A 6,916-nucleotide genomic window follows, 5' to 3' on the forward strand; every position below is an offset into this window, starting at 1 on the left:
AGTTGATTTCAACCTTAACTTCATGAATATGCTCAACGACGATAAAAAAACTTTCTATGAGCTCATTAATAACCCAACCTTCAAAAATACTCTCAATAACCTTAAAATCAGTGCCCTTGAATTACTTAAACCCACCAACTATGCTAACTGAGTAGAAGAAGGCGCAGGCAAGCCATACAAATTCTTTTCAGATGAAATTGCCCTTATGAAAGGCTCAAAAAGTTTGTCCCCAGAAGGCGAACCTTCCAACCAAAGACAATTCTATAAACTTGCCCTTCATATCTATAACCAAGTCGTCCAACCATTTGATTACTATCTAAACGATAAATTAAGACCTGAGAACGCGTTTTCTACCTCTGGATTGAGAATCAACATCGATATGCCAAAGTTCCTAAACGCTCTCCATAACACTTATTACAACAATGATAAAGGTTTAGCCAAAATTGCTTCAATTGAAGGTATAAACCCTACGGCTAAACTTAAATATGCTACAAATAAAATTAAATCATTTATGGAAAACTGATTAGGTGATAAAGATAATCAAGAATTAATTAGCAATATTATTAGTAAATACAACCTTAAATCTAAGGACTTTACCCCTACTGGTATTAAAGGTGAATGATTAGAAAAACCAAGAGAAAAAACTTCTTAATTTGTTAATAAAAAGAAAGCGCAATGCTTTCTTTTTTAATAGAATAGATATTTCATTAGTCAATAATTAATCTTCCATCTGTATCAATGCCTAAAACATACACAGGGTTAATTAACTCTTTATATTTTGCTAATTTTTTTATTTTCTCCCAATCTTTTTCGCTTAAATTAAGGTTTTTTTCAATAATAAAGTATTTATCTTCAATTTTCTCTATTCATAAATCATCTAAAATTCAGGAGTTGATTTTTTAATTATTGATAGCAATTGTTTATCTTTTTCTGTAATATTGCTTTCTGTAATTGGGGTTTTGTTATAACTATCCTTATATTGATTTGATCATAAATCGAGTTTATGAGTAATTGCAGAAACTTCTTTAGCTGTGGCAGTTTTTACAATAAATAATGCTTTTCTTAGGTTAGATTCATTAAGTTCTATATTTTTAGATTGAATATCTCATTGGGCAGATCTAATATAGTTTTGAAAATCATTGTTGTACCTTAGATCACCATAAAGATCACTAAAAATAGGCCCGTTTTTGTAGGCTTTTAAATATTTTAAACTGTAATCTTTACCATCTAGCATTTGAAACATCTCATAAAAAAATACAGCTTTTTGTAATTTAGTATTTTCAGACAAAATTTCAGGTGACAGTTCATTTAATCATTTTAAAATGATTCATCTTTTTGTGTCGGTATTATATATTTTCATTAAATATTCTTTCTTTGTTCTCAATGTTTTCTACTATTAAAATTATACAAATTTGTTATACAGTCTATGCTTATTTGCAAATTCTAAAAGATTCCATTATCAAACAAATTGAGCCACCTGTTTTTTAAAAAATATAGGGGATAATTATTGGTATGAATAAAATAGATGCTAAAAAGCTGAATGTCAAGAAGCAAAAGAATACCTATTTTTTTAATGGCTTATCAGCTGCTTTGCTGTTATCTTTCAAATAGCCATCATATATTTTATTAGATGATTGTGATTGTTTATTTTTAGCAGAGGGTTTAGCTACTAAATCTGTAATCATAGTTTCAGCATCCATTAATGGACTTTCAAGATTTTCAATTTGGGTTGAAAGTGTTTTTTCTTGTTCTCTTTCATCCGCAACTAAATTTTTAACATCAACGGTTTCATCTTGTTTTTTATCTATGGTTCAATTTTTAAAATGTTTTAAGGTAGTAATTAAATAATGATTGTTGCCAATATAAATTTCATCACTAAAAACATAATCGCTAGTTTGTTCACTGTTGTCTGGCGTTTTTAAGTTTTGTAGGTTTGCCTTAACAATTGGATTAAAAGGCGATCTTAAAATTTGTGAAATTTCACCATGTTCAACTTCTTTATTATTAACAAATAAAAAGCTATAATCAAAAAATTTCTCATCTAATAATCTTTTATCATTTGTGATAAAAACAAAACTGCTTTTTTTAAAACTAGATAGTTCACCAATAACTCTAATTAACTCTTTCTTTAAATTAATATCGTTTTTTGATATGTCGTCTTCGATAATAACTAAGCGAGGTTTATTAACTAATTGGCCTATGAAGGCCATCTTGGCTTTATTAATATATGAAACTTTTTTAATCGGTTTAGCAAGATCTTCGATATGAATTGATGATTTGTTGAATATCTCTATAAAACTGCTAAATAAGTAATAATCGCTAATTATTTTTTTAGTATATAAGCCACTATTAAAAAGCAATGTTTTAGTAAAAGCAAATTTTTTAAAAATCTTAGCAAATAGTAAAAATAATTGTTTGATCTCTTCTAACTCTTTATGAAAAATATATAAATTGGAATCTTTTTGTATATGGTGAGGCAAAATGCCTAATTTAAGGTAATTTCAGAAAGTAGGCATTTGTTTAATTCTTGATAATACCCTATTAAATTTTTCAGTTATCTTGTCAAAATCTACTATAACTTTTTTGTGTGAGCTTACAAGAGTGTCAAATTCCCTTTTACTTGATTGTAAATTAAACTTAATTTCGCCTTGTAATTTTGTAATATTATTTTGAATATCCATTACAATTCTTTCAAATTTAAAGTCGTCTTTTACTTTGAAAAATTTGTCTTTAATTTCATTAATTGATTCTAAATTTTCTTTAATGTTTTCTTTAATATTTTTTTCTCTGTTAGAAGATGAACTCTCATATGAATCCAAACTAAAATCAAAGTTTTCCTCAATTTCTCTAATAATGCTTTTATAAGAAAAAGTTTTTTGAGCATAATTTAAAGATGAAAGATTATTATTAATGAAAAGTTTTAATTCAACATTTAAATTATGATTCATGTTATCAATTTCTTCGCTTGTTAAAAAACGAAGTTTATTTTTAGACGATTTAATAAGTTTATAAATATGTCTTTCCACAAAAGATTTTTTGATCAAAAATTGATGTTGTGGAGTGGTTTTGCGAAAATTATTAGCCTTGAGCAAATCGTTTTTATGAAGGTGTCTGTACTTATCAATTAGATATTTAATTTCTTCCTTTGCATTAGTTTTTATTTCAATTAATATTTCATTGAGAATTTTAATACCTTTATATTTGTCCCGAATAACTAATGCTTTTTTAACATCAATCATTGTAGGATCTTTAATTTTCTTCATGAAGTTATATTGTTCTTGTAACAAAGCTAATTTATTTTGTCCTAAATAATCAACATTATCAGCTATTGTTTGAGTAAAAAATGAAAATCTGTCTCAAAAATTTTTATTAATATCTATAATTAAAGTTAATACATTGGTAATAAGTTTTTCTTGAATAAGTCTATATTTTTGCAACTCTGTATTAGCTTTTATATAATTTTTATTTTTTAAATTTAACTCAATTTTTTTTATATAAGATTGTTGTTCTTTTTCAAAATCCACGAAAAAATTGTAAAACTCATTAACTTTTTGCTTCAATAAGTCGAAGATATAAGTTTTAATTATAAATTCATATTTATTTAATGCTTTCTGAATTAAATTCATCACACTATTGCTAATTTTATGATTATGGTCTAAAATTGAAAATTGCTCAAGCAATGAAATATTTTTATAAGCCGAATCAACGGTTGATAAATTAAAAAAATTGATTTTTTCTAAGGTTTTTTTGTGTTTTAAATACTTTTTAATTGTTGGTGTTGAGCGCGATTGTGCAAAGCAAGAAACTAATTGATTGGGATTATTTTTTAAAATATCCCAAAAATTGTCATTAAAAAAACTTAATGATTTATCATTAACTAAAAAAATGACTTTTTCGCCATCAAATATTTTTATTTTTTTAATATCGACGTCTTGTTTGTTTTTATTTTGACGATAAAAACAACTGTCAATGTTTAAGGCTATTTTTTCTTTATTATTGTTTCTTGTCATATTTAATATATTTTATATTAATATCATAAGTTGATAATTTGTTTATTGAATCACAATTAGCAAAATATTTTATAATTAAACTGATATTTAATGGGGGTGTAATGGCTTCGACATGCATTGGGTATCATATTAGTTAGTGGTCTGCAAACCTTAAGGCATCTAGGCTTTATACATGCAAAAAGCAAAAAGTCTGAAGAAGTTCATGTTGAACTTCCAGCATTCGCAATCGCAAATGCTAACGCAAATCTTGCTTTCGCTTAGTTAAAAGCAGCAAGTGTTTTTATTAGGGCGTCCAACTTAATAAAAACGGTTTCTTGGACTAGTTTTATTAAGTTTATGTGTTTGTAAATAAAACGAATTTTAAAATTCATAAAGTTTTTGGCAGTTTTTACATAAAAATTTCCTGTTAAAGTAATTTAACTAAACTATAAAAAGCTAATATGACTTCTGGTGTGTGGACTCGGGTTCAACTCCCGACATCTCCACCATATGTTAAATAACACCATAAAAGAGCAGTCATGCTCTTTTTTGTTGCTTTAATTTCCTATTAAATTAATGTAAAATTCATATTATGAAAACGGAAAAAAACAATCAGCAAGACACAGGTTTTACAACCATAGAAGAAATTAAAAATATCAAAATTTTATCAGCTGACGAAGTAACTAACTTAAATGATGTTGATAGAGGTCTTTTATTATCTGATGCGGTTGAAAATTTGAATGACTACACATATCTCAAATACAGACAAAACAAAAGAAAATTAATAATTTCTTCTGTTATGGTTATTTTATTATTTGGATTAATTGTAGGTTTCATAACTTTATTAGTCCTCAAAATTATCGGCTTTTAATTGTTTAAAAAACTATTTGTGTGATTTTTATTTACATACAAATATTTTACAAATTACACTGTTTTATAGACAAAATCAATAAAAACAGAAGGTTTAAATTTAATAAAAAGGAACATTTATATTATGGCTTTAAATGAAATACTTAAGAACAAGAATTTAAAAATTGCATGAGATGAAGAAGTCAACGGCTTTGTGGTAGTTGGTGTTAAAAATAAAAATGTTGAAGAAGTTATTATTCCAGATGGCATAGTAAAAATTGATCATTGTGCTTTTGATGAATGTAAGAAATTAGAAAGTGTCACAATGCCTGATAGCCTTCAAGTCATTGATGCTCATGCTTTTTATGAATGTTGAGAACTTAAAAAAGTTATATTTTCAAAAAAACTTAAAATAATAGGGGAAGAAGCTTTTGCTAGTTGCAAAAAACTCAAACACATAGTTTTACCAGACGGCGTGAAAATGATTGATACTGGTGCTTTTGTTAATTGCGAAAATTTAACATCTATATCATTACCTGATAGCATTGAATGAATTCAAATGGGGGCTTTTGTTAACTGCAAAAATTTAAAAAATATTATTATCCCTAAAAATGTCGAAGAAGTTAATAAGAATGTTTTTGAAAATTGTGAAAATTTAGAAAGCATTACATTACAACAAAATATACAAAGAATAGGAAAAATGGCATTTTTTAATTGTAAAAAATTAAAAAGTATTACTTTGCCTGAAAGTGTTGAAATTATAGAACGTTCTGCTTTTAGAGACTGTGAAAATTTAGAAGATGTTATTATGCCTAAGCGCATGGAAGCAATCGGTGAAAATGCGTTTTTAAATTGTAAAAATCTAAAGAGCATTGAAATTCCTAATGGTATCAAAGAAATTAATAATAACACTTTTATGTCTTGTGAAAACTTGGAAAAGATTGTTCTCCCTGATAGTTTAAAATTAATCAGAAAAAATGCATTTAGGGATTGTTTTAGACTAAAAAAATTAGTTATTCCGAAAAATGTTAGTGAAATTGAAGATTCTGCATTCCAATATTGTCTTGATCTAGAAAAAATAGCATTACCTGATGATCTCATGAACATTGGAAAAGAAGTGTTTGCTAATTGCAAAAGTCTTAGAGAGATCGTACTACCAAGAACTCTCAAAACAATAAGTAGTGGAATATTCTCAGCATGCCATGAGCTGCAAGAAATTAATATCCCAGAGGGTGTAGAAACGATTGAAAGTTTTGCTTTTGCAGATTGTAAAAATTTAAGTCAAATTATTCTACCTAATACCTTAAAATCAATTTTTGGATTAGCACTTTGAGGGTGTATAAATCTGCAAAATATTACTATACCTGAAAGTGTGGAAACAATTTGAATAGCTGCATTTAAAGAATGCATCAATTTACAAGAAATAACATTACCTAAAAACATAAAAACAATAAGTTCATTTACTTTTCAAGAATGCAAAAAGTTAAAAAACATTAATATTCCTTTTGGTTTAAAAACAATTAAAAATCATGCTTTTAGTGGTTGTGTTAGTTTAAGAAAAATAGCCTTGCCTAATAGTTTAAAAAAAATAAGTTTAAATGCTTTTGACAAATGTGAAAACTTAAAAACTATTACGATTTTTGATGAAACTAAGACTATCAAAGATGTTGTTTATGAAGGTAACAAAACTATAAAAAATCTTCTTTCCTCTGCTTCTTTATTGAAAACTTATGATAGTAAATAGTTTTATATACTGGACAAAAAAATTAGACTCGAAATTGTAAAATTTTGAGTCTCCTGAGTTTCCGAGTTGCAGAAGCAAAAAATAACATTTAGTCCTTATTTATAGTCTAATAAGGAAAAAATGTTATTTTTATTTACATACCATATTTATTATTCTTCTATATGTTTCAAAATTAGTTAAGTTTGTTTTGTTTTCTTGATCATTAATATATATTTTTTCAACTAAGGTGTCGTTTGAATATTTTCAAATGGCTATTGCTGATTCGATTGCTTTTATGAATTTAGAATTTGTTACTGTTTCATCAACAACACCATAATCTTTTAATTTTTTATTA

6 protein-coding genes and 1 other RNA gene are annotated in these 6,916 nt (G+C 26.3%); 4 read left to right on the plus strand and 3 right to left on the minus strand.

Features of this window, described 5'->3' with window-relative positions; translation table 4 throughout:
* On the plus strand, positions 1–652 hold a 652-nt coding region (locus T386_RS04625), incomplete at its 5' end, for a hypothetical protein (protein WP_036460096.1).
* A 225-nt stretch (positions 653–877) separates the two neighbouring features.
* Here T386_RS04625 and T386_RS04370 read toward each other — a convergent pair.
* Positions 878–1,384, minus strand: a complete 507-nt coding sequence (locus T386_RS04370; RefSeq protein ID WP_169734049.1) for a hypothetical protein — start codon at positions 1,382–1,384, stop codon at positions 878–880.
* A 178-nt stretch (positions 1,385–1,562) separates the two neighbouring features.
* On the minus strand, positions 1,563–4,010 hold the full coding sequence (locus T386_RS0103825) for an MAG1360 family OppF-related protein (protein WP_051622808.1): 2,448 nt from the start codon (positions 4,008–4,010) through the stop codon (positions 1,563–1,565).
* Positions 4,011–4,102: 92 nt separating this feature from the next.
* On the opposite strand from T386_RS0103825, the gene ssrA reads away from it, so the two are divergent.
* The 3 genes from ssrA (at position 4,103) to T386_RS0103845 (ending at position 6,582) form a co-directional block, all read left to right on the plus strand.
* Positions 4,103–4,498: a transfer-messenger RNA gene (gene ssrA / locus T386_RS04510) on the plus strand.
* Between the two features lie 83 nt (positions 4,499–4,581).
* A complete protein-coding gene (locus T386_RS0103840) occupies positions 4,582–4,860 on the plus strand; it encodes a hypothetical protein (protein ID WP_029513810.1) in 279 nt (92 codons plus the stop codon).
* A 123-nt stretch (positions 4,861–4,983) separates the two neighbouring features.
* Entirely contained in the window at positions 4,984–6,582 is a 1,599-nt protein-coding gene (locus tag T386_RS0103845) for a leucine-rich repeat domain-containing protein (RefSeq protein ID WP_029513811.1), read from the plus strand.
* Between the two features lie 129 nt (positions 6,583–6,711).
* Here the strand turns inward: T386_RS0103845 and T386_RS04630 are convergent.
* A partial coding sequence (locus T386_RS04630; RefSeq protein WP_029513812.1) for a hypothetical protein occupies positions 6,712–6,916 on the minus strand: 205 nt, incomplete at its 5' end.

The organism is Mycoplasmopsis primatum ATCC 25948, assembly GCF_000702785.1.
In the GTDB taxonomy this organism is placed as follows: domain Bacteria; phylum Bacillota_I; class Bacilli_A; order Mycoplasmatales; family Metamycoplasmataceae; genus Mycoplasmopsis; species Mycoplasmopsis primatum.